This window comes from Thermococcus peptonophilus, assembly GCF_001592435.1.
GTDB classification, from domain to species: Archaea; Methanobacteriota_B; Thermococci; order Thermococcales; family Thermococcaceae; genus Thermococcus; species Thermococcus peptonophilus.
This window is the reverse complement of the sequence record NZ_CP014750.1, coordinates 1,309,817-1,335,827: the sequence shown is the minus strand read 5'-3', so window position 1 is coordinate 1,335,827 and position 26,011 is coordinate 1,309,817. Positions and strand designations below refer to the sequence as shown.

At 52.7% G+C, this 26,011-nt stretch carries 34 protein-coding genes; 17 read left to right on the top strand and 17 right to left on the bottom strand.

Annotated elements, in window-relative coordinates; all coding sequences use genetic code 11:
* Positions 1–66: 66 nt before the first annotated feature.
* The 9 genes from A0127_RS07120 to A0127_RS07080 all read left to right on the top strand — a co-directional run bounded on the left by A0127_RS07120 (position 67) and on the right by A0127_RS07080 (position 10,642).
* A complete protein-coding gene (locus tag A0127_RS07120; RefSeq protein ID WP_062389797.1) occupies positions 67–561 on the top strand; it encodes a hypothetical protein in 495 nt (164 codons plus the stop codon).
* Positions 561–4,448, top strand: coding sequence for an LAGLIDADG family homing endonuclease (locus A0127_RS10425; protein ID WP_082781407.1), 3,888 nt, complete (start codon positions 561–563; stop codon positions 4,446–4,448). The genes A0127_RS07120 and A0127_RS10425 overlap by 1 nt, the downstream gene beginning before the upstream one ends.
* A 45-nt stretch (positions 4,449–4,493) precedes the next feature.
* Positions 4,494–4,922, top strand: coding sequence for a translation initiation factor IF-2 subunit beta (locus tag A0127_RS07110; RefSeq protein WP_011250572.1), 429 nt, complete (start codon positions 4,494–4,496; stop codon positions 4,920–4,922).
* Between the two features lie 122 nt (positions 4,923–5,044).
* Positions 5,045–6,613, top strand: coding sequence for a carboxyl transferase domain-containing protein (locus A0127_RS07105; protein ID WP_062389793.1), 1,569 nt, complete (start codon positions 5,045–5,047; stop codon positions 6,611–6,613).
* A gap of 9 nt (positions 6,614–6,622) precedes the next feature.
* On the top strand, positions 6,623–7,006 hold the full coding sequence (locus A0127_RS07100) for an OadG family protein (RefSeq protein ID WP_062389790.1): 384 nt from the start codon (positions 6,623–6,625) through the stop codon (positions 7,004–7,006).
* A gap of 2 nt (positions 7,007–7,008) precedes the next feature.
* Complete coding sequence (locus A0127_RS07095) at positions 7,009–7,482, top strand: acetyl-CoA carboxylase biotin carboxyl carrier protein subunit (protein WP_062389788.1); 474 nt, start codon at positions 7,009–7,011, stop codon at positions 7,480–7,482.
* A 6-nt stretch (positions 7,483–7,488) separates the two neighbouring features.
* Positions 7,489–8,682: a sodium ion-translocating decarboxylase subunit beta gene (locus A0127_RS07090; RefSeq protein ID WP_062389785.1), complete on the top strand. Its 1,194-nt coding sequence runs from the start codon at positions 7,489–7,491 to the stop codon at positions 8,680–8,682.
* Positions 8,683–8,754: 72 nt separating this feature from the next.
* A complete protein-coding gene (locus tag A0127_RS07085) occupies positions 8,755–9,597 on the top strand; it encodes a CBS domain-containing protein (protein WP_062389782.1) in 843 nt (280 codons plus the stop codon).
* A 40-nt stretch (positions 9,598–9,637) separates the two neighbouring features.
* The gene (locus A0127_RS07080; RefSeq protein WP_062389779.1) at positions 9,638–10,642 is read left to right on the top strand and encodes a homoserine dehydrogenase; all 1,005 of its coding nucleotides are present in this window, start codon (positions 9,638–9,640) and stop codon (positions 10,640–10,642) included.
* On the opposite strand, the gene A0127_RS07075 is transcribed toward A0127_RS07080, so the two are convergent.
* The gene (locus A0127_RS07075; RefSeq protein ID WP_156471175.1) at positions 10,629–11,006 is read right to left on the bottom strand and encodes a hypothetical protein; all 378 of its coding nucleotides are present in this window, start codon (positions 11,004–11,006) and stop codon (positions 10,629–10,631) included. The genes A0127_RS07080 and A0127_RS07075 overlap by 14 nt on opposite strands.
* 64 nt (positions 11,007–11,070) lie before the next feature.
* Here A0127_RS07075 and A0127_RS07070 point away from each other — a divergent pair, with 64 nt between their 5' ends.
* Positions 11,071–11,595, top strand: a complete 525-nt coding sequence (locus A0127_RS07070) for an ASCH domain-containing protein (protein WP_062389773.1) — start codon at positions 11,071–11,073, stop codon at positions 11,593–11,595.
* Here the strand turns inward: A0127_RS07070 and A0127_RS07065 are convergent.
* From A0127_RS07065 to A0127_RS07025, 9 genes are all read right to left on the bottom strand, one after another.
* Positions 11,592–12,296 (bottom strand): ZPR1 zinc finger domain-containing protein, encoded by a 705-nt coding sequence (locus A0127_RS07065; RefSeq protein ID WP_062389771.1) that lies wholly within the window; start codon positions 12,294–12,296, stop codon positions 11,592–11,594. The two genes, A0127_RS07070 and A0127_RS07065, sit on opposite strands and share 4 nt — an antisense overlap.
* Before the next feature lie 86 nt (positions 12,297–12,382).
* Positions 12,383–12,796, bottom strand: a complete 414-nt coding sequence (locus A0127_RS07060; RefSeq protein WP_062389768.1) for a cell division protein SepF — start codon at positions 12,794–12,796, stop codon at positions 12,383–12,385.
* A gap of 51 nt (positions 12,797–12,847) precedes the next feature.
* Positions 12,848–13,129 carry a hypothetical protein gene (locus A0127_RS07055; RefSeq protein ID WP_062389765.1) on the bottom strand — a complete coding sequence of 94 codons (282 nt, stop codon included), beginning with the start codon at positions 13,127–13,129 and terminating at the stop codon, positions 12,848–12,850.
* A 31-nt stretch (positions 13,130–13,160) separates the two neighbouring features.
* A complete protein-coding gene (gene rrp42 / locus A0127_RS07050; RefSeq protein ID WP_197463568.1) occupies positions 13,161–13,979 on the bottom strand; it encodes an exosome complex protein Rrp42 in 819 nt (272 codons plus the stop codon).
* Entirely contained in the window at positions 13,972–14,721 is a 750-nt protein-coding gene (gene rrp41 / locus A0127_RS07045; RefSeq protein ID WP_062389763.1) for an exosome complex exonuclease Rrp41, read from the bottom strand. The genes rrp42 and rrp41 overlap by 8 nt, the downstream gene beginning before the upstream one ends.
* The gene (gene rrp4, locus A0127_RS07040) at positions 14,705–15,478 is read right to left on the bottom strand and encodes an exosome complex RNA-binding protein Rrp4 (protein WP_062389760.1); all 774 of its coding nucleotides are present in this window, start codon (positions 15,476–15,478) and stop codon (positions 14,705–14,707) included. Before rrp4 ends, rrp41 begins: the two co-directional genes overlap by 17 nt.
* A complete protein-coding gene (locus A0127_RS07035; protein ID WP_062389758.1) occupies positions 15,475–16,185 on the bottom strand; it encodes a ribosome assembly factor SBDS in 711 nt (236 codons plus the stop codon). The genes rrp4 and A0127_RS07035 overlap by 4 nt, the downstream gene beginning before the upstream one ends.
* 11 nt (positions 16,186–16,196) lie before the next feature.
* Complete coding sequence (gene psmA, locus A0127_RS07030; RefSeq protein WP_062389755.1) at positions 16,197–16,979, bottom strand: archaeal proteasome endopeptidase complex subunit alpha; 783 nt, start codon at positions 16,977–16,979, stop codon at positions 16,197–16,199.
* Between the two features lie 63 nt (positions 16,980–17,042).
* The gene (locus A0127_RS07025; RefSeq protein ID WP_062389752.1) at positions 17,043–17,264 is read right to left on the bottom strand and encodes a hypothetical protein; all 222 of its coding nucleotides are present in this window, start codon (positions 17,262–17,264) and stop codon (positions 17,043–17,045) included.
* Between the two features lie 52 nt (positions 17,265–17,316).
* Between A0127_RS07025 and A0127_RS07020 the strand changes: the two genes are divergently transcribed.
* A complete protein-coding gene (locus A0127_RS07020) occupies positions 17,317–17,784 on the top strand; it encodes an HIT family protein (protein ID WP_062389749.1) in 468 nt (155 codons plus the stop codon).
* Here the strand turns inward: A0127_RS07020 and A0127_RS10755 are convergent.
* The 3 genes from A0127_RS10755 to A0127_RS07010 all read right to left on the bottom strand — a co-directional run bounded on the left by A0127_RS10755 (position 17,759) and on the right by A0127_RS07010 (position 18,377).
* Entirely contained in the window at positions 17,759–17,848 is a 90-nt protein-coding gene (locus A0127_RS10755) for a nucleoside triphosphate pyrophosphohydrolase family protein (RefSeq protein WP_231855823.1), read from the bottom strand. The two genes, A0127_RS07020 and A0127_RS10755, sit on opposite strands and share 26 nt — an antisense overlap.
* A gap of 72 nt (positions 17,849–17,920) precedes the next feature.
* Positions 17,921–18,085: a nucleoside triphosphate pyrophosphohydrolase family protein gene (locus A0127_RS10750; RefSeq protein WP_231855744.1), complete on the bottom strand. Its 165-nt coding sequence runs from the start codon at positions 18,083–18,085 to the stop codon at positions 17,921–17,923.
* 4 nt (positions 18,086–18,089) lie between these two features.
* On the bottom strand, positions 18,090–18,377 hold the full coding sequence (locus tag A0127_RS07010; RefSeq protein ID WP_054841117.1) for a hypothetical protein: 288 nt from the start codon (positions 18,375–18,377) through the stop codon (positions 18,090–18,092).
* A 123-nt stretch (positions 18,378–18,500) separates the two neighbouring features.
* Here A0127_RS07010 and iorA point away from each other — a divergent pair, with 123 nt between their 5' ends.
* Positions 18,501–20,426 carry an indolepyruvate ferredoxin oxidoreductase subunit alpha gene (gene iorA, locus A0127_RS07005; RefSeq protein WP_394347077.1) on the top strand — a complete coding sequence of 642 codons (1,926 nt, stop codon included), beginning with the start codon at positions 18,501–18,503 and terminating at the stop codon, positions 20,424–20,426.
* A gap of 5 nt (positions 20,427–20,431) precedes the next feature.
* Here iorA and A0127_RS07000 read toward each other — a convergent pair whose 3' ends face one another.
* Positions 20,432–21,115 carry a DUF4152 family protein gene (locus A0127_RS07000; RefSeq protein ID WP_062389743.1) on the bottom strand — a complete coding sequence of 228 codons (684 nt, stop codon included), beginning with the start codon at positions 21,113–21,115 and terminating at the stop codon, positions 20,432–20,434.
* Positions 21,116–21,173: 58 nt separating this feature from the next.
* On the opposite strand from A0127_RS07000, the gene A0127_RS06995 reads away from it, so the two are divergent.
* Positions 21,174–21,560 (top strand): hypothetical protein, encoded by a 387-nt coding sequence (locus A0127_RS06995; protein ID WP_062389741.1) that lies wholly within the window; start codon positions 21,174–21,176, stop codon positions 21,558–21,560.
* Positions 21,561–21,566: 6 nt separating this feature from the next.
* Here the strand turns inward: A0127_RS06995 and A0127_RS06990 are convergent, their stop codons facing one another.
* Entirely contained in the window at positions 21,567–21,881 is a 315-nt protein-coding gene (locus A0127_RS06990) for a hypothetical protein (protein WP_062389737.1), read from the bottom strand.
* 54 nt (positions 21,882–21,935) lie between these two features.
* Between A0127_RS06990 and A0127_RS06985 the strand changes: the two genes are divergently transcribed.
* The gene (locus A0127_RS06985) at positions 21,936–22,973 is read left to right on the top strand and encodes an AI-2E family transporter (RefSeq protein ID WP_062389734.1); all 1,038 of its coding nucleotides are present in this window, start codon (positions 21,936–21,938) and stop codon (positions 22,971–22,973) included.
* Here A0127_RS06985 and A0127_RS06980 read toward each other — a convergent pair.
* Positions 22,909–23,445: a nicotinamidase gene (locus A0127_RS06980; RefSeq protein ID WP_062389731.1), complete on the bottom strand. Its 537-nt coding sequence runs from the start codon at positions 23,443–23,445 to the stop codon at positions 22,909–22,911. The genes A0127_RS06985 and A0127_RS06980 overlap by 65 nt on opposite strands.
* A 53-nt stretch (positions 23,446–23,498) precedes the next feature.
* On the bottom strand, positions 23,499–23,900 hold the full coding sequence (locus A0127_RS06975) for a DUF2240 family protein (RefSeq protein WP_054841133.1): 402 nt from the start codon (positions 23,898–23,900) through the stop codon (positions 23,499–23,501).
* 49 nt (positions 23,901–23,949) lie between these two features.
* Between A0127_RS06975 and A0127_RS06970 the strand changes: the two genes are divergently transcribed.
* From A0127_RS06970 to A0127_RS06960, 3 genes are all read left to right on the top strand, one after another.
* On the top strand, positions 23,950–24,342 hold the full coding sequence (locus tag A0127_RS06970; RefSeq protein ID WP_062389728.1) for a PaaI family thioesterase: 393 nt from the start codon (positions 23,950–23,952) through the stop codon (positions 24,340–24,342).
* Positions 24,343–24,462: 120 nt separating this feature from the next.
* Complete coding sequence (locus tag A0127_RS06965; RefSeq protein WP_062389725.1) at positions 24,463–24,762, top strand: PadR family transcriptional regulator; 300 nt, start codon at positions 24,463–24,465, stop codon at positions 24,760–24,762.
* A 3-nt stretch (positions 24,763–24,765) separates the two neighbouring features.
* Positions 24,766–25,962, top strand: a complete 1,197-nt coding sequence (locus A0127_RS06960) for an MFS transporter (RefSeq protein WP_062389721.1) — start codon at positions 24,766–24,768, stop codon at positions 25,960–25,962.
* Positions 25,963–26,011: the final 49 nt, after the last annotated feature.

Genomic DNA, 26,011 nt, shown 5'->3' with positions numbered 1-26,011 from the left:
TCAGGCCCAAATGTATTCGGGGAAGATTTATTAGACGACTTGACAATCATTGGGAAGGTGCAAATCATGTTCACGGGTAAATCCCTCATAGCCGTCAAGGTCATGAAGCCATTCGGAGACTGGAAGGGTGGAGATATTGTCCTCGTGGAGGACTGGAAGGCTAGAGAGCTCTGGGAAGCGGGGGTAGTTGAGATAGTGGACGAGACAGACAAAATAATCGGCGAGATTGACAAGGTTATAGCCGAGGAAAGGGAGAGCGAGCCGTTAACTGTTCTTCCAGAAGGACTTTACGAGAGAGCCGAGTTCTACGCATACTACCTCGAAAACTACGTGAGACTGAACCCGAGGGAAAGCGTGGACACTATAAACGTCAAGCTCACCAAACTGGCGAACCTGAGGAAGAAGCTGAGGGATCTCAAGCTCATAAGGTTCAACAAGATTCTAAAAGCCGTGATGCTGAGGCCAAACAGCCTGGAACTGCTCTCGAGGCTCGCGCCCGAGGAGAGGAGAATATACCTCCAGATGTCGAAGATAAGAAACGAGTGGCTCGGGGATGCCTGATGGACAGGGAAGAGATGATAGCACGCTTTGCCAAGTTTCTGCGGGAGTACGTTGATGATGATGGCAACGAGGTCTACATAAACCGCCTCAAAGACCTCCTCACTGTCACGCCAAAGCGCTCGCTGGCAATAGACTGGGCACATCTTAACTCCTTCGATCCCGAGCTTGCCGATGAACTCTTAAACAACCCGGAAGAGGCCATAGCGAGCGCCGAGGATGCCATCCAGATAGTCCTTAGGGAGCCGCCTCTCCTCGTGGAGAGGGAGTTTAAGGTCCACGCCCGCTTCTACAACCTTCCGAAGACCCTCCTCGTCAAGGAGCTCGGGAGCGAGCACATAAACAAGCTCATCCAGGTAGAGGGAATAATCACCCGCGTCAGCGAGGTCAAGCCCTTCGTTGAGAAGGCCGTTTTCGTGTGCCGTGACTGTGGCCATGAAATGATAAGGCTTCAGAGGCCCTACGAAAACCTTGTTAAGCCGGCCAAGTGTGACGCCTGCGGAAGCAGAAACATAGAGCTGGACGTTGACAAGAGCCGCTTCGTCAACTTCCAGAGCTTCCGCCTTCAGGACAGGCCAGAGAGCCTTAAGGGCGGCCAGATGCCGCGCTTCGTTGACGCGATACTGCTCGATGACCTCGTGGATGCGGCCCTTCCCGGCGACAGGGTTCTAGTTACAGGTGTTCTGAGAGTCATCCTGGAGCAGAGGGAGAAGAGGCCGATATTCAAGAAGATCCTTGAGGTAAACCACATTGAACAGCTCAGCAAGGAGATAGAGGAACTGGAGATCTCTCCCGAGGACGAGCAGAAGATAAGGGAGCTGGCAAAGAGGAAGGACATCGTTGATGCCATCGTTGATTCGATAGCTCCTGCCATATGGGGCCACAGGATAGTCAAGAAAGGGATAGCCCTAGCACTCTTCGGCGGCGTCCAAAGGACACTTCCAGACGGGACGAAGTTGAGGGGAGAGAGCCATGTTCTCTTGGTTGGAGATCCTGGTGTTGCAAAGTGCGTTGACTACGACACGAAAGTCGTGCTTGCTGATGGAAGCATCAGACCAATCGGAGAGCTCGTTGATGAGGCCATAGAAAAAGCAAAGGAAAATGGAAAGCTCGGAGTCGTTGACGACGGCTATTACGCCCCCATAGACCTTGAGCTCTACGCCCTCGACGCTTCAACGCTTAAGGTTAGAAAAGTCAAAGCCAATATCTCTTGGAAGAGAGAGGCTCCGGAGAGAATGTTCAGGATAAAGACCGCAAGCGGAAGGGAGATAAGAGTAACACCCACCCATCCGTTCTTCGTCTTTGAGGATGGAATCTTCAAGACCAGGAAAGCTGAAGAGTTAAGGGTTGGGAATTTTATTGCAGTTCCAAGGGTTATTCCCACAACTGGAAAACCAGTGAACCTTAAAGAGGCACCCATTCAAAAACCGAAGACTGCAAAGAGCAGATTGGTACTCCCAGAGGTTGCAGATGAAGAATTTTGGTACGTTATTGGGCTGATTACTGGAGAAGGCCACACCCAGAAACGTGGTAGTAGTGCGACTCTTTACTTTACCAACAATGAGAAAGAGCTGATAGAGAGAGTTCACGAATATCTAAGCAGGATTGGACTCAACCCAACTGTTAGAAACTCGCATAAAGGAAAGACCGCAAGTGAGGTCTATGCATCCGGCATTGAGCTTTACAGCCTCCTTAAATGGCTTAGGGTAGCCGGCAACTCTGCGGAGAAGAGAGTCCCACCTCAGCTGTTTAGGGCCAGAAATGAAGACATAAAGGCATTCCTTAGAGGATACTTCGATGCCGAAGGGACCGTGGATAGAAGAAGACCAAAGATAACAGTCGTCTCCGCATCAAAAGAGCTCCTCAAGGACGTACAACACCTGCTACTGAGGTTCGGCATTAAGTCCCAGTTCCATGAGACTGAAAGTAGAGCAACAAACGGAAAAATGAAAGAAAAAAAGGTATATTACCGGCTTTTCATAACCGGAGAGGATGCAGTAAAGTTCAGGGATATCATTGGGTTCAGGCTCCAGAGAAAGATGGAGGTTCTCAGAGAAGTGACTCAGGGTATCAAACCAAACACCAATGTTGATGTCATTCCCGGCGTCAGCAAGCTCCTTAGAGAGGCCAGAATGAAAGCCGGGCTTACCCAAAATGACATGGGAATAAGTCGTTCTACATACCTGCACTATGAGCGAGGAGACAGGCTACCCAGCAGAGAAAAGCTTATGGCTATAGTCCAAACCCTAAAAAATCACCTACCCAACTCGGACGAGGTTAGACTCCTTGAACTCCTCGCCGACTCGGACATATTCTGGGACAGGGTAGAAGAGATAGAAGAATACAAGCCTGAGCACCCGTGGGTCTATGACCTCCAGGTCCCTGAGCATCATAATTTTATAGCTAATGATATCTTTGTCCACAACAGCCAGCTCCTCCGCTACGTTGCCAATCTAGCGCCGAGGGCAATTTACACGAGTGGGAAGAGCTCATCAGCCGCTGGTCTCTGTGTTGCGCCGGACTCAATAATCAAAACGAATCTTGGACAGTTCAAAATAGGAGAGTTGGTTGAGAAGGTCATACCAGAAAAAGTTCAGGATTACAAGAGCGTTAATGCCGAAAAGCTCAGACTCTACATTAAAACACTAGAGGGCGATAGGAGAGTTCTTAAACTGTGGAAGCTCAAGGCCCCGGAGAAGTTGATAAAGGTAGAAGGAGATGGACTGAGTATTGTAGTAACTCCCGAGACCAGGCTCCTGACTCCCCATGGATGGGTGGAGGCCAGAAACATCGATGGAGAGGTCGTCACTGAAAATGGCCCAGTTAAGGTCTCCACACAGGAAATTAAATCTCCCTATGATTATGTCTACGACCTCACCGTCGAAGGTTCTCACAGCTTCATCGCAAACGGTTTCGTCGTCCACAATACCGCCGCCGCCGTCCGCGACGAGTTTACCGGCTCCTGGGTGCTGGAAGCAGGTGTTTTGGTCCTCGCCGATGGTGGGTTCGCCCTAATTGACGAGTTCGACAAGATGAGCGACCGCGACAGGAGCGCGATACATGAAGCACTGGAGCAGCAAACAATCAGCATTTCCAAGGCGGGCATAACCGCGACCCTGAACTCAAGGACGACCGTCATAGCGGCAGCCAATCCAAAGTTCGGCAGGTTCAACAGGCACAAGAGCCTTCCGGAGCAGCTCGACCTCCCGCCGACCCTTCTCAGCCGTTTCGACCTTATATTCCTGCTCCTTGATGAGCCCGACGAGAAGGTGGACGCCAGCATAGCGGAGCATATCCTCAAGGTCAGAAGGGGCGAAGCTGAGGCGGTGACGCCTAAGATACCCTACGACCTGCTCAAGAAGTATATAGCCTACGCCAGGAAGAACGTTCACCCGGTTCTGAGCAGAGAGGCAATGGATGAGATAAAGCGCTACTACGTCAAAATGAGAAAGGGTCTGAAGAGGGGAGATGAAGACGGCGTCCAGCCAATACCGATTACCGCCAGACAGCTTGAGGCCCTCATCAGGCTCAGCGAGGCCCACGCGAGGATGAGGTTGAGCGAGACGGTGACGAGGGAGGACGCAAGAGCGGCAATAGAGATCATCGAAGCCATGATGAAGACGATAGCCGTTGATGAGGAGGGCAACCTGGACGTCTCAATCCTCGAAGTTGGCAAGAGTTCAAAGAAGATAAACAAGATCGAGAAGCTCGTTGACATAATAAAATCCCTTGAGAGTGAGGGAGAGTTTGGAGCACCTGAAGAGAAGGTTATAGAGGCTGCCAAGCAAGCAGGGATAGGGACTAAGGCGGACATCGAGAAACTCCTCAACGAGCTGAAGAGCGATGGCAGGGTCTACGAACCTAGAGCTGGATTCTACCGCGTCATCTGACAAAGGTTATAAAGCGAAGTGAAGAGGTAAGTAGGAGGTGAGAAAATGAGCGAGAAGGTAGACTTTTACGACTTTGAGAAGCTCCTCGATAAGGCTTATGAAGAACTCCCGGAGAACGTCAAGCACCACCACTCACGTTTTGAGGTGCCGCCGGCACAGGTCACGATAGCCGGAAACAGGACGATCATAGAGAACTTCGTGGACATAGCCGAGGCCATGAACCGCGACCCGAACCATCTCCTCAAGTTCATCCTGAGGGAGGTCGCTACCGCTGGAACCCTCGAGGGCAGGAGAGCGATCCTTCAGGGACGCTTCACACCGTATCTCATAGCAAACAAGATGAAGAAGTACCTCAAGGAGTTCGTTATCTGTCCCGTCTGTGGAAGTCCAGATACGAAGATCATCAAGAAGGGCCGCTTCCACTTCCTCAAGTGTGAAGCGTGTGGTGCCGAAACACCGATCCAGCATCTCTGAACTCTTTTTCATCAATTTTCTGCACAGCCCTGTTCATTTTTTCTTTGGAGAACCTAACGGATTTGAAAACCCTTTTAAACTTTACAAACTACAAGGTTCAGCAAAAACATGGGGGAGTTCTCATGAGCATGGAGGATAAGCTCAACGAGCTGTATGAGAGGAAAAAGAAGATTCTGGAGATGGGTGGCGAGAAGGCCATTGAAAAACAGCACGCAAAGGGCAAACTAACTGCCAGGGAGAGAATTGAGAAGCTCCTCGACCCGGGAAGCTTTGTCGAGATAGGAATGTTCGTCAAGCACCGCGGAACGGAGTTCGGTCTCGACAAGAAGGAACTGCCCGCTGACGGCGTCATAACCGGCTACGGAACCATTGACGGAAGGCTAGTCTTCGTCTACGCCCAGGACTTTACGGTAATGGGCGGTTCCCTCGGCGAGATGCACGCGGCAAAGATAAAGCGCATCATGGAGCTGGCCCTCGAAGCCGGAGCTCCGGTTATAGGCCTCAACGACTCTGGTGGGGCAAGGATTCAGGAGGGCGTTGACTCTCTCAAAGGCTACGGCGAGATATTCAAGATGAACACCCTCCTCAGTGGCGTAGTTCCGCAGATAACAGCAATCATGGGTCCCTGCGCCGGCGGAGCAGTTTACAGCCCCGCTATTGGAGACTTCATCCTGATGGTAGACAGCGATGCGAGCTTCATGTTCATCACCGGGCCGCAGGTCGTCAAGGCCGTAACTGGAGTCGAGGTGACCCCAGTCCAGCTTGGTGGAGCCATGGTGCACGCCCAGAAGAGCGGACAGGCACACCTCATAGGGAAGAGCGACGAAGAAGTTTTAGCGCTCATAAGGAGGCTCATGAGCTACCTGCCGTCGAACAACATGGAGAAGCCTCCAAGGGTTAAGACGAGCGATTTACCCTTCAGGAAGAACGAAGACCTCTACAACGTAGTTCCAGATGATCCAAACAAGGGCTATGACGTCAGGCAGGTCATCTACGAGATAGTTGACAAGGACGAGAACGGAAACCCGGACTTCCTTGAGATACTCCCGTACTTCGCCCCGAACGCGGTTGTCGGCTTTGGAAGGATGAACGGCCAGACGGTTGGAATAGTCGCCAACAACCCGATATATTTCGCCGGTGTTCTCGACATAGACAGCTCGGACAAGATAGCTCGCTTCGTTAGAACCTGCGACGCCTTCAACATCCCGATCGTTACCCTAGTTGACGTTCCAGGCTACCTCCCGGGAACTGACCAGGAGTACCGCGGAATTATCAGGCACGGAGCTAAAGTGCTCTACGCCTACGCCGAAGCTACCGTCCCGATGGTTACAGTCATCTTGAGGAAGGCCTACGGCGGAGCATACCTCGCGATGGGAAGCAAGCACCTTGGAGCTGACTTCGTCTTCGCCTGGCCGACAGCAGAGATAGCCGTCATGGGTCCAGAGGGAGCGGCAAACATCATCTTCAGGAAGGAAATAGCCGCCGCTGAGAACCCAGAGGAGGTAAGGCAGCAGAAGATAGCGGAGTACCGCGAGAAGTTCGCCAACCCGTACGTTGCCGCCGCCAGAGGTTACATCGACGACGTCATCGACCCGGCCGAGACCAGGGCGAAGATAATCCTGGCCCTCGAGGCGCTGGAGAGCAAGAGGGTAAAGCTTCCGCCGAAGAAGCACGGCAACATACCGCTGTGAGGTGTTATCATGTCGTCGGCTCTGATCGAAGGCGGATGGATAACGGTTATCGGCGTTACAGTAGTCTTCACAATACTCGGAATCCTCGCGTTGGTACTCTACTTCGTGGGCTGGCTCGAGAGAAGGTTAGTGGAGAGGGAAAAGCCCACCACCGCGCCCACACCAGCTCCCGCCCCTGCCTCCATAGAGGCCAAGCAGGAAGAGAAGCCGAAGATACCCCCGAGAGACCTGGCCGTTATTACAGCGGCGATACTAGCTTACACGGCCGAAAAGGTCAGCCAGCTCAGACCCCTACCCTTCAGGAGGAAGATTTCAGATGTCTGGCGCCTCTACGGCCTCCAGACCCAGATGGAGGATGTTGAAGACTTCAACTACGAGATAGGGAAGTGGTGAGAATGGCGAAGGTTAAGGTCATCGTTGAGGGTGTTGAATACGACGTCGAGGTTGAGGAACTGCCAGGAGGAAAGTTCAGGGTGAGCTTTGGGGACAAGACCTACGAGGTTGAGGCCAAGGGATTAGGAATAGACGTGAGCGCTCTGGCAAGCGTTCCCTCTGCCCCAGCTTCCGCTTCAAGCGCTCCAGCTCCGTCTCCGGTTCCCGCTCCTGCCCCGACACCAGCACCGACGGCGCCAGCTCCTACTCCAGCTGCCGCTGGTGAAGGTGTTGTCACCGCCCCAATGCCGGGCAAAATCCTCAAAATACTCGTGAAGGAAGGCGACCAAGTCAAGACCGGACAGGGACTGCTCGTTCTTGAAGCAATGAAGATGGAGAATGAAATTCCAGCACCAAAAGACGGTATCGTAAAGAAAATCCTAGTCAAAGAAGGCGACACCGTAAACACCGGCGACCCACTAATAGAAATAGGGTGAAGGGCTATGGCAACGTTCGTTGACTTCATAAACACCCTCGGCCTCCTTCACCTAACGGTAGGGAACGTCGTGATGATCCTAGTGGGCCTGACGCTCGTCTATCTGGCCATCAGGTACGAGATGGAGCCGCTCCTGCTCCTCCCGATAGGCATCACGGCGGTGCTCGTCAACCTGCCGCTGAGCGGCATAGCCAACTGGCCGGTAGCTGTGAACCTCCCCGAAAACGTCAGCGACAGCATCTTTAAGACGATAGCTTACATGAGCGAGCACTACGGCGAGCCTGGTCTGTTCGACCTGATCTACTACCTCCTCGTCAAGACGGAAGTCGTTCCCCTCCTCATCTTCTTCGGTCTCGGAGCAATGACCGACTTCGGGCCGATGATAGCGGATCCAAAGACGGCTCTCCTTGGAGCGGCGGCACAGATAGGTGTCTTCGTGGCCATGCTAACAGCCCTAGCCCTCGGCTTCAACCTCCACCAGGCGGCAAGCATAGGCATCATCGGCGGTGCCGACGGGCCGACGACCATCTATCTAACGACCAAGCTTGCCCCGGAGATACTAGCCGCTACTGCGGTTGCCGCTTACTCTTACATGAGCCTCGTTCCGCTCATCCAGCCGCCGATCATCAAGGCCCTCACAAGCCCGGAGGAAAGGAAGATAAGAATGGAGCAACTGAGGCCAGTATCAAAAAGGGAAAAGATACTCTTCCCGGTAATCACAATGATAGTCATTGGCCTGCTCGTCCCCAGTGCCGCTCCACTGATAGGTATGCTCATGATAGGCAACCTGTTCAGGGAGAGCGGTGTTGTCGAGAGGCTGAGCAAAGCGGCACAGGAGGAGCTGATGAACATCGTCACTATCTTCCTCGGCCTCGGCGTCGGCTCAACGATGCGCGCCGAGAGCTTCCTCACGGCCCAGACCCTCATGATACTCGGCCTCGGTGTTGTTGCCTTCGCCAGCGCCACAGCCGGAGGAGTTCTCTTCGGCAAGCTCATGATGAAGCTCAGCGGCGGAAGGATAAACCCGATGATAGGTGCCGCAGGGGTTTCAGCGGTCCCGATGTCGGCCAGGGTCGTCCAGAGGATTGCGAGGGAAGAGGATCCGGGCAACTTCATCCTCATGCACGCCATGGGGCCAAACGTTGCTGGAGTTATAGGAACGGCAGTTGTTGCCGGTGTTTTCCTAGCCCTTCTGGGCTGAGCCTTTTTCCTTCTCCCATCTTCCAAAACATTAAAATACAAGGAGGGCGCTTTAGATAGAGCGGTGGTGAAAATGAGGGTAAAAACCCTGATGACGAAGGACCCGGTTGTAATTCAGCTACCGGCAACGAGGGAATACGCTATCGAGCTGTTCAGGAAACACAAGGTACGTTCATTCCCTGTCGTTGGAAAGGACGGAAAGCTCGTGGGCATAGTCAGCATCAAGCGCGTCCTCCTCCACCCGGATGAGGATCAGCTGGCCATGCTCGTCAAGAGGGAAGTCCCCACTGTCAAGGCAAACGACGACCTGAAGAAAGCCGTTAGGAGAATGCTTGAAATGGACTACAGACGCGTCGTTGTGGTTGACGATGAGAACAGGCCCGTCGGCATTCTGACCGTTGGCGACATCGTGAGAAGATACCTATCAAAGAACGAAAAGCTCAAGGAAGTGACCATAGAGCCCTACTACCAGAGACACGTGGGTGTCGTATGGAGGGGAACTCCCCTAAAAGCGGCCCTTAAGGCCTTACTCCTATGCAACGCTATGGCAATACCTGTGATAGACGATGAAGGGCGCCTGATAGGAATGGTTGACGAGACTGATCTCCTCAGGGACAGCGAGGTCGTTAGAGTTATGAAGAGCACCGAGCTGGCAGCTTCCAGCGAGGAGGACTGGATACTCGAAAGCCACCCAACACTGCTCTTTGAGAAGGCCGAGCTCCAACTTCCAAAGAAGCCAGTCGAGGAGATTATGAACCTCAACGTCGTTGTGGCGACACCCCACATGAGCGTCTACGACGTGGCTCAGAAGATGGTCAAGTACGAGATAGAACAGCTTCCCGTCATAAGGGGGCAGGACGAGCTCGTCGGCATCGTCAGGGACATGGACATAATAAAGGTCATACTGAACAAGTGATAATTTAAGCCTCTTTCCTAATTTTACCCGGGTGGTGTTCTTGAGGGAGATCAAGGTTTCCCTTGTCGGTTTTGGGAACGTTGGAAGGGCAACGGCGAAGGTTCTTATTGAAAAGGGCAGGCTTTTTGAGGAGCGTTATGGGATAAGGATAAACGTTATCAGCATTTCAGACACAAGTGGAACCGTCTGGCTTCCTGAGGGAATAGACCTGAGGGAGGCCCTTCTCGTGAAGGAAAACTTCGGCAGGCTCTCCGCGTGGACCAACGACTACGAGGTTTACGAACTAACACCCGAAGAGGCAGTCAGGGAGGTTGACTCGGAGATAGTCGTGGACGTCACCAACGATAGGGAAGCCTGGACGTGGCATCTCAGGGCATTGAAGGAAGGAAAGGGCATCGTAACGAGCAACAAGCCTCCTCTGGCGTACCACTACCGGGAGCTCATCAGTGAGGCCGAAAAGAGGGAACTTCCATACCTGTTTGAGGCGACAGTGATGGCCGGGACGCCGATAGTGGGCCTTCTTCGGGAGAACCTGCTCGGAGACGAAGTCCAGAGAATTGAGGCTGTCCTCAACGCGACAACGACCTTTATCCTGACCCAGATGGAAAGGGGTTTGAGCTTTGAGGAAGCACTTGCAAAGGCACAGAAGCTTGGGATAGCAGAGAGAGACCCGAGTGGAGATGTACTTGGCATAGACGCTGGCTATAAGGCCACGATACTGCACTGCCTTGCATTCCATCCGATAACGTACGAAGAGATCAAAGTCAGGGGGATAGCAGAGGTCACCGAGGGAGAGATTGAAAGGGCAAAGACGAAGGGAAAGACAATCCGGCTGGTTGCGAGGATAGAAAAAGGGAACGTTGTCGTTGAACCCGCAGAGATACCAAAAGAAAGCCCGCTCGCGGTGGAGAGCCACGAGAACGCGGCCGTCATAAAGACCGACCTGCTGGGGGAGCTCATCATAAAAGGAGCTGGGGCGGGGCTTAAGGAGACTGCCAGCGGTGTCGTAAGTGACGTGATTAAGGCGGCGCTCAGACTAGTTTGAGCTTCTCTCCATCGAACTCTATCAAAACGGAGGGAAAGAAGCGTCTCGGCACCAGATAAACCGCAATTACCTTCCCACGAACCTCGATTGTGTTTTTGCCTGGAAGAAGGGGAAAAGTTTTCCTTTCTTCACCTTCAACCACAATCTCAGAGAAGTTCCGGCTTGGGTATATCCGATAGACTGAGCCCCCAACATCGAGTTCAACGGCAGGGATGCCGAGCCTGTCGAGGAGAAGGAAAAAGAATCCAATGGTTAGAAACATCGGGAAAAGTCCTAGACCGAAGATGAGATAACTTACAAGGGCAATAACAAAGTTCAATAACGCGGAGCGCACAAGAAACCCCTGCCGCCTTTCATCAACCACCCGGGTTTTCCTCATCAAACCAAACTCTTTTTAACCGATTTTATACCTTTCGAACGGTGGAAGCATGGAGCACGTCATAGCCCTGCACCAGGTCTACGCGGAGCTGATATTCAGAGGGCTTAAGACGGTGGAGCTCAGGAAGAGCAGGGCCTTCGGGGAGGGAGACATAGTCTTCCTCTACGTGGCAAGGGGAAACCCATACGAGCTGAGGGACACATTGAGAAGGCTCGGCCTCCACGAGGAGCAGACCTTAACGCAGAGAGGGACGATAGCTGGTGGCTTTGAGGTTGGTGAGGTCATCAAGGCCGACCTCGACACGCTGTGGGAGATGACAAAGGACACTAGCGGGCTGACCTTGGTTCACGGAGAGAATGGTAAGAAGTGGCTCGGCAATTACATAAGGGAGTACGGCTACGCCTTCACGATAGAGAGGCCGTTCCTCTTCAAGGAGCCGATGAGCAGGGAGGAGATGAAGGAGCGCTACGGAATCCACGTTGATGGCATAATCCACCTCTCAAGGAAAACGAGAAAACCATGGGTGAAAGCTCTGATTGAAGACTTGCTCGTGAGGGACGTCGTTTACCTCTAACTGACCTCAGAGTTTTGTTGGCCAGTGCCATTCTTATTGTCTTCCGGAGCGCCCTCTTCCCCGACCTCCGGAACGAGAACGTACGGGCCAGGGCTCAGCTTCTTTATTTCCTCCTCCGTCAAGAGCCTGCTCTTCACCTTCTCACCTATAAGGGCGCTGTTGCCGAGCGGGTCCATTATCCTCACCGTTATCGGCTTCTTCCCTTCCTTGACGTCTTCGATGTACTGGAGTATCTCGTTGGCTTTCTTAACGGCCTCTTCGTCTCCCTCCTGCCTCCTGAACTCCCTGGCCATGAGGAGTGTTTCCCTGACCCTTTCAAGGACTCCTTCAACATTAGTGATAAAGCCCTCCGAGGCCGGTCCAGGCTCGATCTTGACGCCGATTTCGTCAAGCTCTATAGTACCGCTCTTGCTCCTGACAACGCGCGTGAAGAGGTCCTTCCCCTCCTCAACTTTGACAGTGTAGAGCTTCGGCGGCCTGTCCTCGAGGATCATGACATCGGCGTTGCGGTAACCACACTTCTCGCAGTATATAGTGCTCTCCATGACCTTGCCGAAGTAGGGTATCTCGTGGATGTGCTGAATGGCCTTGAAAGTGCCCTTCCCACCGCAGATTGGACAGTCTCCAAGTGAGATAATCTGAACCTCGCCGAGATCCTCGCGAACTTCAACTTTCTCCTTCTTCTCGCCGTTTTCACCCATGAGCATCACCGAAGCTAAGTACCGAGAACCGTTTATAAATTCATGGGAGGGTGGAAGAATAGAGATGCAGGGGCAAAATACAAACCTCACTTGGCGATTTTTATATCGCTCGGCAGGAGGATGAGCTTTATCTCGTGCTTGCAGACCTTGGCAGCCTGTCCGTCGAGGGCGCTGACCATGCCTTTGATCTGCTGGACGACCTTCTCAAGGACGTCAGGTCTCTTCTCAAGAGGAGTGAGGTCAACGAGTACAATGTTGCCGTCCTGTAGCTCTTTGGACACCTTTTCGAGGTCGGAATAGCTGGTGATAGTTACCTTGTGCAGGTACCTCAGCTGCGGTTTAACAAGCTCCTTAGCAAGAACATCCTCCTCAACAGGGATGACCTCTACATCTGTTCTGGAAGGAGCAGGGGTTTTCTGGCCCGTAACCTCCTTCTTTATGCTGGGAGGTTTTACCGCCGGCTTTATATCCTTCTTTTTTAAGCTGTCAAACAGTCCCATAACGATTCCCCCCGATTGACCGTGAACTGTCTTACTTTTTGATGTTTTCCTTTATAGCTCTTTCCCAAACTCCGATGGACTCTCCTCAAGAAGCCGGAACAAGCCTATGAACGAGAGCAGGAACGCGGTCAAACCGAACATCACCACTATAACGCGAATCTGAGTCTTCCCCTTAACTGTAATGAGATACAACCCCCAAACAACGAGGGCCAAACCCCACATAGCTGTGGTCAGGAGAAGATCTTTCTTGCGCTCCTCGCGAAGCAGGAGATAAAGTGTTCTTGCCGTAAACCCAATGAAAACTGCTGCAGCCAGTGCCATGATGACGTCCATAGCGACCACCCAAAAATAGAAAAGAATTGCATCAGGCCCTTCCAACGGCCTTCAGAACCTTCTCCCTTATCTCGTTGCCCTTCTTCAGGGCAACTTCAAGGGCGTACATGACCTCTTCAAGCTTGAAGGCCCCAGCTTCACCCTTCTGGGCTGCTGAGATGTGTCCGGTCTCGTCCGTTGTAAGGGTTAGCCTGCCATCCATGACGCGCTCCTCATCGAGGTTCGGGTCAACGACTATTGAGTTGCCAATCTTGGCAAAGGTAACCGGGATTGGGACATGGTTAACCGGGAGGGGCTCGTACTCGTCGAGTATTTCGACTTCACCAGTTTCTTCGTTGTAGCTGACCTTTGGCAGCTTCGTGCTGAGTAACGCCGCTATTGCACCGATTCCGCTGGCGTCAAGGAGGTTGCCGCCGTGGTCGAGGACGTGGACGTCTATGAATATAACCCTGACGAGCTTACCAGGAACTATAACGAGCTTCTCCAGATCAACAGCCTGGCTCTCCCTGATGCCCCTGTCAACGACGCGCGCCAGCTCGATTGCGTTCTCGTCCGGCGGACCGGGTTCAAATGTCGGTGAGGCGAGCGGGACGAGCTCAACGTTTGTCGTTATGACGCCCCTGTCGGGCAGGTCGGGGAACGGTTCGCCAAGTTCAGCCTTAATGCCCACTAGAACTTGGGTGTCACCCAGCCTGACCCAGGCGGAGCCCTCGGCCTTCTCGATAACGTTGACCTTGATCTCAAGGTCGCGGTAGTCCTCGAAGGAGCGGCCGTCTATTCTCTTGCCCTCGCGGAGCAGTTCGATGATGTGATCGCGCATTATGCTGGCCATGACTTCCATCTCACTCATTTCCCTCAACCTCCTGGGCTATTTTGAGGTACTTTTCTTTGAGGGCCTCCCTCTGCTTCTGGTAAACGGCTTTGGCGCCCTTTATGGCAAGTCTCACTGCCTCGAGGAACTCCTCCTTCGTCAGGTAGCCATCCATCTGAAGGAGCGTTATGTCGTTCTTGAGGGGCATTATAGCCACTGGCACGTCCGCCTCTCCGTAGTTGTCCTCCTCCTTGTTGAGGTCGAGCACTATCTCGCCATCTATCTTTCCAGCGGCGCATGCTGCCACCAAGTCTTTCATTGGAATCCCAGCATCCGCCAGAGCGAGTGAAGCTGCCGTTATTCCGGCAACCCTCGTACCGGCATCTGCCTGGAGTATCTCGATGAAGACGTCTATGGCAGTCCTGGGGAACATGTGGAGGAGCAACGCCGGCTCAAGTGCACCCCTTATGACCTTGCTTATCTCAACGCTCCTTCTGTCCGGCCCTGGTTTCTTCCTCTCCTCAACGCTGAAGGGTGCCATGTTGTACCTGACCCTGAGTATAGCCCTGTCCGGCCTCTGGAGGTGCTTTGGATGTATCTCCCTCGGGCCGTAGACTGCAGCCAGAACCTTGTTCTTGCCCCACTCTATGTAGGCAGAACCGTCGGCGTTCTTGAGGACACCCACTTCCATCTTGATAGGCCTAAGCTCGTACTTCTTTCTACCATCAATTCTCTTACCGTTCTCATCAATGAGCTTTAATCCTTCAGGCCTGCCCATCATCTTTTCCACCCTCTTCTTCGTTAATCTCGGGTATTTCCTCTATTACTCCCTGCTCCTTAAGCTCCCTGAGCCTGCTCAGGATAAACTCCTTAACGCGGTCGGTGAGGCCCTGGGTGTGGCTCTCCCTGTCAACCTTGAGTATCGCCTCGATTGCGAGCCTCTCAAGCTCGTCGTTCTTTCCGCTGACCCATACCCAGCCGTTCTGACCAACTATTATCCTCGTTCCGGTGAGGGTCTTTATCATGTTGATCATCGAACCGCCCTTGCCTATAAGCCTGGGAACTTTGGACGGTGTTATTGTGACCAGCTGACCACCTCTAAGAGGACCTCCCTTGAAGGGCATCCCCTTGGTCGTCAGGTCAATCTGATTTACCTCGTTGAAGGCCTTAACTTTGGCATAGATTATGTCACCGATGTCGAATATCTTCCTCAGGTCGGTCTTGAGCAGGTCTATCCTCTCCTCAACGGCATCCGGAACTCTGAGGCTTGCCTGGTAGGGTGCCCCGATGTCCACCGTCCAGCTGGAGAACTTGACATCAACTATCTTCCCCAGGACGTTGTCCCCGACCTCTGGGATGTACGGTCCCTCAAGTGGTATGACTCTTATCACGTTCCCTCTGATCTCAACAAGGCCGATAACTGTGGAATAGATTGCGTTGCCTTCCCTGAAAGTTCCTCTTCCGTTCTTAAAAGGCCCCTGGGCGAGTAAAGTCCCAGGGACAACGAGCTCCCTTGGTTTTACAAAAATCTTCTTCATAGGCCCTTCCTCTCTAACAGTTTAGTTATCGCCTCGCCCTTCGTAAGGGCGTTGAGCTTTTCGTAAAACTCCTCCTCAACTCCACCGGGTATCTCAATTATGAACATCCATGAACCGTCGCTTCCCCACTCCTCCCTCTTGATTGTGCCAAACTTCCTGACCTCCCCATAGGCCTTTCCCACGTAGTCCCCAGGTATCTTCACTGCTATTACCTTAACCTCTAGCTTTATCGGGAGTAGGGGCCTTATCGCCTTTATCACCTGCGGAACCTGAGCTTCGGCATCTTTGAATATGTCAATGTGCACCCCTGCCTCTTCCATGGCTCTGAGAATTCTGTCAACCGGGTGCGGATAACCAGTCCTCGGATCTACTGCATGCCTGTGGATTACCATTGCTATGTAGCGCTTCTTGTCCTCGAGCATCTTGCGCCTCTGCTCAGCTGTCAGCTGAACCTCACCCTTTCGGAGGATTATCTTCGCGACCTCGTAGGGATCGCTGGTTCCGAATATCTTCTCCATCTCGTGCTCGCTAGCTTTATCGCCCTTGTGGGCGTCCTTAAAAACATAGGGGGTGGCGAGGATCTCCTCTATGGGAACGTCCTTGCCCTCCTTGAAGTCCCTCGCCAGGTAAGGATCGACCAGTATCTCGAAAGTCTCACCATGGGTCTTCAGACGGGCGATGACAGCCTTATCAACACTTATTGGCATCGCCCGTCACCTCAGTAGTTCTGGTCAAGTTCGGAGTAGTCCTCTTCCCTCTCCTCGACTTCCTCTTCCTTGACTTCCTGGAGGACCTCATTGAGGTACTTCTCAAGCTCTTCCCTCGGGAGCTTCTTCCAGCGCTTGTCTTCCATGGTAATGTAAGCGACCTCTATAGCATCGACACTAGGCTCTTCGAGCGTTTTGGCCAAGGCAAGGATTGCGAGCTTTATTGCGTCGTCTTTTCCAATGTCATCCTTGTAGTGCTCCTCAAAAATCGCCATCGCGGTGTTCCTTCCGCTTCCTATAGCGACTGCCTTCCACTCGAAGTAGGCACCGCTCGGGTCCGTCTCGAACAGCTCGGGCTTCTCATTTACGCCCGCCATAAGCAGGGCGGCGCCGAAGGGCCTCACACCCCCGTACTGGGTGTGGGCCTGCTTGAGGTCGCATATCTTCTTCACCAGAACGGTGAGCGGGACGGGTTCGCCGTAGGTGAGGCGGTAAATCTGCGCCTCGAGCCTGGCCCTGTCAACCAAAACCCTAGCATCGGCAATAATACCGCTCGGAGCGGCCGCTATGTGGTCGTCAATGAGGAATATCTTCTCATAGCTGCTCGGTTCGATGAGCTTGCTTGTGATTCTCTTCTCAACGGCTAGAACTACCCCTTCCTTCCACTTGACACCGACAGCGGTTGCTCCCCTCTTCACTGCCTCCCTGGCATAGTTGACCTGGAAGAGCCTTCCATCAGGACTGAATACTGTAATCGCCCGGTCGTAACCGGCCTGCGGTGGTACAAACGCCATTTCACATCACCTCTATTCCCTTTACTCCTTTAGCTTACTCTACAGGCCATCTATTAAGCTTTTCTATTCTCCTCTAAAAGCGATGACTGCCATCCTCCTGGCGGTTCTCCTCGCAAGCTCCAGTGGGATGAACGACACCGCAAAGATAATCGCCCCCAGTATCATGGACGCAGTCCACCCCAGGGGCTTAAAGATTATGAGTCCAAACCCTACCAGAAGCAACAGCAAACCGGCCGAGAGAAGCTTTCGGTACGTCCTCTCAAGTTCCTTGAGTTCTTCCCCCATGCTCCCACCGGGGACTTTTTAAGATAGGTGGTTTTAAGTCTTTGGTGGTTCTATGGACTGTCCATTCTGCAGTCCGAAAAGGGAAAATCTGCTGTACGAAGACAAGCTGATAAGGATAATCCTCGATGGATACCCTGCGAACAGAGGGCACGTGCTTGTCATCCCCAGAAGGCACGTCGAGACGTGGGAAGAGCTGGACGAAAAAGAAAAAACCGCTCTGATAAGGGGCGTTGACCTCTCCATGAAGACCCTAAAAAAGGCCATGAATCCCGATGGCTTCAACGTTGGCATTAACCTCGGAGAAGCAGCCGGTCAGACAGTTCCCCACATCCACATTCATGTTATTCCAAGATGGAAAGGTGACTGCAACAGGCCGAGAGGTGGAGTAAGAAAGGCGGTGTTGGACATCGAGGACGAAAACCTGACCATGAAAGAGCGCTGGAAGAAAAACAGGCTGGGGAGAGAAGAAGTAGAATCCTTAAGGAAAGCCCTTCTCAGTCTCCTGGGAGAGGATAGCTAGCTTTGTTCTTTCTGATTTTCGTGCCAACGGTCTCATCCAGGTCTATTCCAAGCTCATGCGCCAGGAGTACGAGATATATTATAACGTCCGCTATCTCATCCGCGACCTCTTCTTTCTTCTCGGGTTTTTTACGGCCTCAAGGATCTTCCTCATCGCTGAGCCACTGGAAGTGGTCAAAAAGCTCCCCCAGCTCAACTACAGCGGAGATAGCCAGGTTTTTTAGTGTGTGGTACTTTTTCCATTTCCTGGCGTCCATGAATTCAATAACTATTCTTTCAAGCTCCCAGAAGTCCACGGGCATCACCTCAGTAGAAGTGAGCCTCTGCATCCCTAAGGAGCTCAAGGAGCTTGAGGAACTTCTCAAGCTCTTCCTTTGAGAAGTGCTCTTCGGCATCGGTCTCGGGATCAAGGGAGAGGAGAAATTTCCTGGCTTTCAAGAGGTCGTCTAAATCCTCCTGGAGTTCAATAGCTCGCTGGGTGAACTCAAGGCTCGTATAGGGAGTCTCCATAGACCTCTGCTGATTGGCGACTATAGCTATCTTCAGGCTCGCTATAACCTCGTCAACTTTCTCAAGGAGTTCTTTAACTTTCATAGTGATACCTACGGTGGAGGACTATTTAAGCCCACCTCTGCACCCACAATGTTTTCGAATATTTTTCGGCTTTCGCAGGTGTTTTTCTGAGCATAGAGTTTTAACCTTATTCACGGAAAGCCTATGGTGGTCATCGTGGAGGCTCTAAAGAACGCTCCTTCTAACGCTTCACTCGAGACATCGGCTAAAAAAGAGAGGAAGCTCCTCATGGGAAACGAGGCGATAGCCTACGGCGCACTTGAGAGCGGAGTCGTCTTTGCCACAGGTTATCCTGGAACACCCTCAACTGAAGTTGTCGAGACAATAGCGAGGCTGAAGCCGGAGGTCTTTGCCGAGTGGGCGCCCAACGAGAAAGTGGCATTAGAAGAGGCCGCTGGAGTAGCCTATACCGGCCTTCGGGCACTGGTAACAATGAAGTGTGTTGGCCTCAACGTTGCCGCCGATCCACTCATGAGCCTCGCCTACTCCGGCGTTGAGGGTGGGCTTGTAATCCTCGTCGCAGATGACCCCGGGCCCCATACGAGCCAGACCGAGCAGGACGACAGGTACTACGGCAAGATTTCCCTCCTCCCCGTTCTTGAGCCCGCCGATCCTCAAGAGGCTCACGACCTCATAAAGTACGCCTATGAGCTGAGCGAGAGGTACAAAGTCCCAATAATCTTCCGCACGACAACGAGAGTAAACCACACAACAGCCGACGTTGAGGTCGGAGAGTTCATCGAGCTTGACCGGAAGCCCGTCTTCAAGAAGGACATCGAGCGCTATGTAAGGGCCAGCATGGAGGGCAACAGAAAGAGGCACAGGTGGCTCAACGAGACGCTCAGGAAGATAGAAGAGGAGTTCAACTCCATGCCCTTCAACTGGGTCGAAGGGGAAGAAGACGCCAGACTAGGAATAATCGTTGAGGGAGCTCCATACAACTACGTGAAGGAGATCCTTCCAAAGATAAACGCAGACTTCAAGGTTCTCAAGCTCTCAACGCCGCACCCGCTCCCGAAGAAGCTCGTTGTTGAGTTTCTGAAAACTGTTGAGCAGGCCATAGTAATTGAGGACGGTGCTCCATTCCTTGAGGAAGAAGTGAAGATAGCGGCCTACGAGGCCGGACTAAATATGCCGATCTACGGCAAGAGAACCGGCCACCTCCCGCCTGAGGGCGAGCTAACACCTTCCCTCGTTAGAAACGCCCTTCTCAAGCTCATCGGCGAGGAGAGCGAAGAGTATATCAAGCCCGAAGAGGTTGCCTACGCCGAGAGCTTAGCTCCAAAGAGGCCACCCGTTATGTGCCCCGGCTGCCCACACCGCGGCTCATACAGGGCAGTACTCGACGCCCTCAGAGACCTCAAGCTCGGTCGCTATAAGGTTCCGATTCACGGAGACATAGGTTGCTACGCCCTATCGCTCCTCCCGCCGCTTGAGGCCATCTGGACTGAATACGTAATGGGTGCAAGCATAAGCCTTGCCAACGGCCAGAGCGTCGTCATGGACAAGAAGGTAATCGCCACCATTGGAGATTCAACTTTCTTCCACAACGGAATTCAGCCGCTGATAGATGCCGTCTACAAGAACCTGAACGTTTTAGTTATGATACTCGACAACAGAACAACTGCAATGACCGGCCACCAGCCGCACCCTGGAACCGGCGGAAGCGAGACCGGAAGGAAGTTCAACGAGATCGACATAGAGGCCCTTGTCAAAGCATTGGGAGTTAAATACGTCAAGACCGTTGACCCCTATGACCTCGAGGCAACGAGGGAAGCCATCAAGGAAGCCATGAGGGTTGAAGGCCCGGCTGTGATAATAGCGAGGCGCGAGTGCGTCATTCCTGTGATAAGGCGCGGCGAAATCGGAGAGAAACCGATAGTTATCGGGGACAAATGCACCGGCTGTAAGGCCTGCATACTCCTGACCGGCTGTCCAGCGCTCGTCTATGACCCGGAGACGAGGAAAGTTAAGATAGACGAGCTCCTCTGCACAGGCTGCGGCGTCTGCAACCAGACGTGCCCGTTCGACGCCATAAAGTTCCCGAGCGAGCTGGAGAAGGGGGCTTAATCCCCCTATTCTTTCCACACCTCAAGCACCATGTACCGCCTCACGAGCGGGTTGGGGTAGAGCTCCCAACTAACACCTTTCGTATTGGCCTCAATCTCTCCAAAGAGGCCGCCCTCCCTCGGGTCTAGGCTCTCGCCGTATATCTTCCCGGGTTTTATATCGACTCTCATGTACCTAGGCAGCCCGACTAAGACCTTTCCGTTCTTTCTGGCGTATTCTATTGCCCACTTGGCAGTGTATATTCCGGAATATATCTCAGCTATCCTGACGGGGACGCTCCACTTTCCTATGGCGATTATCTCAATGCCCATTTCTTCCCAGAGCTTCTTTGCCAGCGGCTGGAGGTCTTTGGATAGGTCTTTCCAGACTTCCTTACCTCTATCGGTTATGCCAAGCGCCTCTATCGTTGGTTCATCGAGCTTCCTGACCTCTATTCCACCAATTGTGGAGTCAAGGTGCACGACGTCGGGCTTAACTTCCCTGGCAAGTTCAACGGCCAGATAGGCCTCATCCCTGATGGCCTGCCTCCCGCTCATGTCGTAGTTAAAGGGATCCGCGTACTTGGCCCTGCTCAGTGAAGCTGTCCTGTAGGGCTTTTCAACGAGCACGGCGACGGTCGCTATCAGCCCTATGGGGTTATATGCATCATCAAGAAGTGCACCACCAGTGTCAGCAGCAACTATCCTCATGGTAACCACCGAATACCAATATACTTTCCATCCAACAATTACTATGAGGTGTATCTATATGGGAGACGCCACGATTTATGAAGTTTTGGGAAGGTACGTTGATGGCTTTGCAAAAGCTACTCCCGTTTGCATCGCGTACGGGAGAGCACTTCTGAATGGGGAGCCGATAACACCTGTGGAAAAAACGGTCAAATTTACCGTCCTCATGTACTCTCAAACCTTAGAAGTTGATGCCATATGGGGTAAAGACAACTTGGGAGGGCTTTCAATCAGAGGTACCCCTGCCCTTCATCATGATGGTTCAGTAACCACTCTGAAGTTCTCTACACGCGAAGGAGAAGTCCTGGTAGAGCTGGGGGGTGGCAGAGAAATTGAGAGAGCACTAAGGCGGGTGTCCTCATTCTGTACTAATGGGATTGGAACTGTGATATGGGTCAGAGGTTAGTCCTCGTCACCGCTCGGAACTCGGCAAACTCATCATTCCCCGGAGTCTCTCGAGTTCTTCCCTTAAAGACCTTACTGCTTCTTCGCTCGGAGCACTCCCCGAGTACCTCCGTATCGCATCCTCAAGCTCTGGAAACCCGCCAAGAAAACCGGGAAGCCGTTCGGGTGGAACCAGCATGCCAGTGCCCCTGTACACCACTATCGCGGCCAGGGCATAGAGGGCGTTTAAATACGACTCGTAGGCACCGCTGTAATCTCCGCTGGAGAACATCCTATCGCCGTCAGCAATCAGCTTTTCAAACTTCGATAGCAGCTCCTCCATCTCAAACCACCGGGAGGTTTTTATAATCCTGACTAAATAAACCCTCCGGGGAACATGAAAGTCGAAACTGCAGTTTGGGCGGCTGTCATTGCAGTTATCCTGTACGTATCGTGGAGGGTTATTCATCCCTTTCTCGAGCCGCTTTTCTTTGGGCTTATTCTTGCCTACGCCTTCTATCCCATCCACCGAAGGCTGAGAAAATTTGTGGGGAACCGGGAGTCAGCGGTTCTTATCAGCTTCACGTTCCTCGTTCTCGGTGGAACTTTAACGTTTGAACTGGCCATGATGTCACTCAGGCTTGCAGTATCATTCGCGGGGAGCATAGGGGATGTCCTCAACTGGATTCTAACCCTCCCACTACCAGAGGATGCCAGAGAGTTCATCTTTAACATCAAAGCTGAGGCAACTACAAGAATAGCCGACTACGTCTCAAGCAGGGCATTTTCGATACCGCTGTACATAATTCAGCTCATCGTATTCTTTCTGGCGTTTTATTACGGGCTCGCATATTCAGAGCAGATAGCACGAACCATCAGAGAACTCCTGCCGGAAGAAAAAAGGGAACTAGGCGAGGAAATACTCACAAGCGTCCACAAAACCCTCTCTGCCCTCGTGAGGGCATGGCTCCTCCTGAACGTTGCGAAGGGCATCCTAATGACACTTGGATACATAGTCTTTGGTGTTTCCGACATCTACACTGCTGTCATCGCCGGATTCTTAACGTTCGCGTTTTCATTCGTGCCACTCTTCGAAGGATGGATGATATGGCTGGCGGCGGCCATCCACTTCGCCCTCAATGGGATGTACCTCCATGCAATCGGCATCTCAGTCTACGGTGCCCTTCTGGTCTCCCCGATGCCGGACTACACAATAAGGCCTATGCTCGTCGCCAGGGACACTGAACTGGACGAGACGCTGGTCTTCATTGGAATGGTTGGCGGAACGTGGGCTATGGGGCTCAAAGGCATAATAATCGGCCCAATTGTTCTGAATCTCCTTCTAGTCCTGGTAAAAGAGTGGAAAAAGCTCACAGAATCTTCACACCGGCCTTCTTCATCTCTTCAAGAGCCTTCTTCTCGTCCTCGGGGTTGATGCCCTTAACGGCATCGCTCAGGAGATAGGTCTCAAAGCCGTGCTTGGCCGCGTCAAGGGCGGTCGCTTTCACACAGTACTCCGTGGCAACACCGCAGATGTAAACCTTCTCAACGCCATTCTCCCTGAGAATTTCCGCGAGGTTCGTACCTTCAAAGCCCGAGTAGGCCTCCTTATCAGGCTCAGTCGCCTTTGAGATTATTACGGCGTCCTCGGGCAGGTCTACAACAAACTCCGCTCCGGGGGTGTTCTGAACGCAGTGTGGTGGCCAAGGACCGCCCCTCTCCTTAAAGCTGATGTGGTTAGGGGGATGCCAGTCCCTCGTGGCCACTATAAGGGCACCCTTCTCTTTGAACTTTCTGATGTACTCGTTGCATTTGGGAATGATGGTGTCGCCCTCCGGTACTGGGAGCGCTCCCCTGGGCATGAAGTCGCGCTGCATATCAACAACTATGAGGGCCTCCTTTGGCATGGGCCTCACCCAATTGTATATTGACATTGAGAGTTAAAAGGCTTAAACGGAACTCATAACTCTGGAAGCCTGTCCCTGAACTTCGACATATCCACACCTTTCTCCATGCCAAACAGGTAGGCAAGAATGGCATCATCGAGCTCCCCATAGCGTTCGCGCATCTTTTTAACGCCTTCCAGAACCTCAAGCTCGTTCCATCCAAGGGAACGGGCGATATAAGAGACCATTTCACCGAGCAGAGAACCTACATCTTTCTCTTCTTCCAACTTTTCAATAACGACAAGAAACTTCCCTTCCCTCTCCTCCAGAAGGCCTTCTTCGATCCATTCTTCGATGGCTTTCTTGGCCTCGGTGGGTGACATCCTCCTGAGCCTGAAGCTAAGAATACCGACTAACTCGCTCCTCGTGAACTCGGGGGAACCTTTAACCTTGATGGCCTCCTCAAGCGGGTGCATATCCATCAAACTTATTACCTTCCCAGATTTAATAAACCTGGTGGTGGGAATGGAGATAAGGACGCATAAGCTGGCCTCGGAGAAGCTTCTCGGGAAGCCCGTGAAAGTTGGGCCACCCGAAGCTGAGGTCATTCTGGAAACTACTGAGGAGATGGCCGTTGACGAATACGGACTCGTTCACGGCGGCTTCACTTTCGGGCTGGCGGATTACGCGGCCATGCTCGCTGTAAACGAGCCGACAGTTGTTCTCGGAAAAGCAGAAGTTAGGTTCCTCAAGCCCGTGAAAGTCGGGGAGAATCTTCTGGCGAGGGCTGAAATTGTTGAAGACCTCGGCAGGAAGAAAATAGTCAAAGGAGAGGTCTTCAACGAAAAGGGAGAGAAGGTTTTCGAGGGGACGTTCCACTGCTACGTCCTGGAGAAGCACGTGCTGGAGAAAGATTAAGAAAGCAAGACCATCGTCCCAAACAAAGCCGCTTGGAGAACGCAGAGAGCAAGGCCACTCATAAATAGTAACAGAAATCCTTTTATACGTTCCTATCGAAAACCGATATCGGTGTTCGATATGATAAAGAGGGTTCTCCTCGGCTTCATGGGCATCCATATACTCCACCACGCAAGCAAAGGAGAGGTGACGGGCTCGTTCATGATGGAAGAGCTGAAGAGACACGGGTACAGCGTGAGCCCTGGCACCATCTACCCGCTCCTCCACAGGATGGAAGAGATGGGCCTGCTGGAAAGCCGATGGGAAGTCAAAAACGGAAAGCGCGTCCGAATTTACAGGACGACGCCCAAGGGGGAGGAGCTTCTCAAACGGGCGAAGGAAAAAGTCCGTGAGCTGTGCTCAGAACTCTTGGGGGAGTGAGCCATGGAAAACGGAGAAAGGGGCAAAAATGGGCGAAAGGTCTTCGGAATAAGCTGGAACGTCTTCCTGCTCGGAATAGTCAGCTTCCTGAACGACATGAGCAGCGAGATGATAAGCCCGATAGTGCCGAGCTACCTCACCGACGTTCTCGGGGAAGGTAAGCTCATTAGCGGTTCAATAATGGGTGCCATAGAGAGCATGAGCTCCCTCTTCAAGGTGGCGTTCGGCTACGTAAGCGACCGCTTTAGGAAAAGGAAGACCTTCGTCTTTATCGGCTATGCACTCTCAACCCTTGCCAAGGGTGCCTTGGCCTTCACCCGCTCTTGGTGGGACTTTCTGACGCTGAGGGCACTTGACAGGATAGGTAAGGGAATAAGAACAGCGCCGAGGGATGCTCTAATAGCCGAGTCAAGCGAGAAGGGTAAATCCGGCAAGTCCTTCGGCTTCCACAGGATGATGGACACGCTTGGGGCCGTTGCTGGTCCGCTCGTCGCCATAGGCATCCTCAAGCTCCTCGAAGGCCTGCCGGTTGAAAAGGCCTACCGCTACGTCTTCCTGCTGTCGGCAGTCCCAGGGCTGATCTCACTCTTAGTTATCCTGCTCTTTGTGAAGGACAGAGGAGCGGAGGTCAAAAAGAGGATAACCGGAATCTCAACGCTCAGGGACAGAAACCTGCAGTTCTTCCTTGCGGTCGTTGCCCTTGGAGCACTTGGGAGGTACAGCTATGCCTTTACCCTCTGGAAGGCTGAGGAGCTTGGTTACACCGTCGTCCAAGGGATGGCCTTCTACGCTCTTTTCAACACAATCTACGCACTCTCGGCATACCCGATAGGCTTATATTCGGACAGGTTCGGGAAGAAAAGGATGATAACCGCTGGCTTTGCCGTTGCAGCCTTAGCTTCACTGGCCTTTGCCTACGCTCATAACTTGGCGACGCTAGTGGGTGCTTTTGTCCTCTACGGCCTTTACATAGCGATTGAGGACACCGTTCCGAGGGCTTACATGGCAGACCTCGCCAAGGACTACGAGAAGGGCACGATAATAGGAGCATACCACACTGTTTTCGGACTCTTCGTGCTTCCCGCCTCGGTGATAGCGGGCTACCTGTGGAAGACCTACTCCCTGACCTACAGCTTCCTATTTTCCACGGCGATGAACCTGCTGGCGCTTGTCCTTATGTTCTTTATCCGCGAACGCTAGTGACATTTTGACAAATTTTTCCCAATATCCTCATATTTTTCTGTCAAAA

What these genes read in the sequence shown, in the direction of transcription:
- iorA (WP_394347077.1), top strand. Translation starts at nt 18,501, where the DNA reads ATGGTGGTCATCGTGGAGGCTCTAAAGAACGCTCCTTCTAACGCTTCA.
- A0127_RS07060 (WP_062389768.1), bottom strand. Translation starts at nt 12,796, where the DNA reads ATGGGACTGTTTGACAGCTTAAAAAAGAAGGATATAAAGCCGGCGGTA.
- A0127_RS07070 (WP_062389773.1), top strand. Translation starts at nt 11,071, where the DNA reads ATGGAGCACGTCATAGCCCTGCACCAGGTCTACGCGGAGCTGATATTC.
- A0127_RS07035 (WP_062389758.1), bottom strand. Translation starts at nt 16,185, where the DNA reads ATGCCAATAAGTGTTGATAAGGCTGTCATCGCCCGTCTGAAGACCCAT.
- rrp42 (WP_197463568.1), bottom strand. Translation starts at nt 13,979, where the DNA reads ATGAGTGAGATGGAAGTCATGGCCAGCATAATGCGCGATCACATCATC.
- A0127_RS07065 (WP_062389771.1), bottom strand. Translation starts at nt 12,296, where the DNA reads ATGGGTGAAAACGGCGAGAAGAAGGAGAAAGTTGAAGTTCGCGAGGAT.
- A0127_RS06985 (WP_062389734.1), top strand. Translation starts at nt 21,936, where the DNA reads ATGAAAGTCGAAACTGCAGTTTGGGCGGCTGTCATTGCAGTTATCCTG.
- A0127_RS07020 (WP_062389749.1), top strand. Translation starts at nt 17,317, where the DNA reads ATGGACTGTCCATTCTGCAGTCCGAAAAGGGAAAATCTGCTGTACGAA.
- A0127_RS07055 (WP_062389765.1), bottom strand. Translation starts at nt 13,129, where the DNA reads ATGGACGTCATCATGGCACTGGCTGCAGCAGTTTTCATTGGGTTTACG.
- A0127_RS10750 (WP_231855744.1), bottom strand. Translation starts at nt 18,085, where the DNA reads ATGCCCGTGGACTTCTGGGAGCTTGAAAGAATAGTTATTGAATTCATG.
- A0127_RS06970 (WP_062389728.1), top strand. Translation starts at nt 23,950, where the DNA reads ATGGAGATAAGGACGCATAAGCTGGCCTCGGAGAAGCTTCTCGGGAAG.
- rrp4 (WP_062389760.1), bottom strand. Translation starts at nt 15,478, where the DNA reads ATGAAGAAGATTTTTGTAAAACCAAGGGAGCTCGTTGTCCCTGGGACT.
- psmA (WP_062389755.1), bottom strand. Translation starts at nt 16,979, where the DNA reads ATGGCGTTTGTACCACCGCAGGCCGGTTACGACCGGGCGATTACAGTA.
- A0127_RS07100 (WP_062389790.1), top strand. Translation starts at nt 6,623, where the DNA reads ATGTCGTCGGCTCTGATCGAAGGCGGATGGATAACGGTTATCGGCGTT.
- A0127_RS10425 (WP_082781407.1), top strand. Translation starts at nt 561, where the DNA reads ATGGACAGGGAAGAGATGATAGCACGCTTTGCCAAGTTTCTGCGGGAG.
- rrp41 (WP_062389763.1), bottom strand. Translation starts at nt 14,721, where the DNA reads ATGATGGGCAGGCCTGAAGGATTAAAGCTCATTGATGAGAACGGTAAG.
- A0127_RS07095 (WP_062389788.1), top strand. Translation starts at nt 7,009, where the DNA reads ATGGCGAAGGTTAAGGTCATCGTTGAGGGTGTTGAATACGACGTCGAG.
- A0127_RS07120 (WP_062389797.1), top strand. Translation starts at nt 67, where the DNA reads ATGTTCACGGGTAAATCCCTCATAGCCGTCAAGGTCATGAAGCCATTC.
- A0127_RS07105 (WP_062389793.1), top strand. Translation starts at nt 5,045, where the DNA reads ATGAGCATGGAGGATAAGCTCAACGAGCTGTATGAGAGGAAAAAGAAG.
- A0127_RS07025 (WP_062389752.1), bottom strand. Translation starts at nt 17,264, where the DNA reads ATGGGGGAAGAACTCAAGGAACTTGAGAGGACGTACCGAAAGCTTCTC.
- A0127_RS06980 (WP_062389731.1), bottom strand. Translation starts at nt 23,445, where the DNA reads ATGCCAAAGGAGGCCCTCATAGTTGTTGATATGCAGCGCGACTTCATG.
- A0127_RS07085 (WP_062389782.1), top strand. Translation starts at nt 8,755, where the DNA reads ATGAGGGTAAAAACCCTGATGACGAAGGACCCGGTTGTAATTCAGCTA.
- A0127_RS06965 (WP_062389725.1), top strand. Translation starts at nt 24,463, where the DNA reads ATGATAAAGAGGGTTCTCCTCGGCTTCATGGGCATCCATATACTCCAC.
- A0127_RS06995 (WP_062389741.1), top strand. Translation starts at nt 21,174, where the DNA reads ATGGGAGACGCCACGATTTATGAAGTTTTGGGAAGGTACGTTGATGGC.
- A0127_RS07090 (WP_062389785.1), top strand. Translation starts at nt 7,489, where the DNA reads ATGGCAACGTTCGTTGACTTCATAAACACCCTCGGCCTCCTTCACCTA.
- A0127_RS06975 (WP_054841133.1), bottom strand. Translation starts at nt 23,900, where the DNA reads ATGCACCCGCTTGAGGAGGCCATCAAGGTTAAAGGTTCCCCCGAGTTC.
- A0127_RS06990 (WP_062389737.1), bottom strand. Translation starts at nt 21,881, where the DNA reads ATGGAGGAGCTGCTATCGAAGTTTGAAAAGCTGATTGCTGACGGCGAT.
- A0127_RS06960 (WP_062389721.1), top strand. Translation starts at nt 24,766, where the DNA reads ATGGAAAACGGAGAAAGGGGCAAAAATGGGCGAAAGGTCTTCGGAATA.
- A0127_RS07000 (WP_062389743.1), bottom strand. Translation starts at nt 21,115, where the DNA reads ATGAGGATAGTTGCTGCTGACACTGGTGGTGCACTTCTTGATGATGCA.
- A0127_RS07110 (WP_011250572.1), top strand. Translation starts at nt 4,494, where the DNA reads ATGAGCGAGAAGGTAGACTTTTACGACTTTGAGAAGCTCCTCGATAAG.
- A0127_RS07010 (WP_054841117.1), bottom strand. Translation starts at nt 18,377, where the DNA reads ATGAAAGTTAAAGAACTCCTTGAGAAAGTTGACGAGGTTATAGCGAGC.